Origin of the sequence: Streptomyces sp. AC550_RSS872 (genome assembly GCF_019049285.1) — a bacterium.
Taxonomy (GTDB): domain Bacteria; phylum Actinomycetota; class Actinomycetes; order Streptomycetales; family Streptomycetaceae; genus Streptomyces.
Genome location: NZ_JAGMUL010000177.1, coordinates 1 through 278, shown reverse-complemented (window position 1 = coordinate 278; position 278 = coordinate 1). Strand labels below are relative to the sequence as shown.

At 71.2% G+C, this 278-nt stretch carries 1 protein-coding gene; it reads right to left on the bottom strand.

Features of this window, described 5'->3' with window-relative positions; translation table 11 throughout:
* A partial coding sequence (locus KUM44_RS39690) for a RidA family protein (RefSeq protein WP_254390789.1) occupies positions 1-278 on the bottom strand: 278 nt, incomplete at both ends.

The window sequence follows — 278 nt, the reverse complement described above, 5'->3', positions numbered from 1 at the left end:
AGCCCGGCGACACCGATCGCGGTGCGGGCGTGCCGTCCGTTCTCGCCCAGTACCTCGATGAGCAGTTCACTCGCCGCGTTGGCGACCCGTGACTGCTCACCGAAGTCCGGCGTGCCGGCCACGAAGACCAGCATCTGCACGATCCGGACCCGGTCCAGATCGCCCACCGCCTGCACAGCGGCGGCGAGGCAGTTGAGCGCGGCATGGCGCGCGAGCTCCCGCGCCGTCTCCAGCTCCACGTCCAGGCCCACGACGCCCTGACCCAGCAGCTCGCCGTT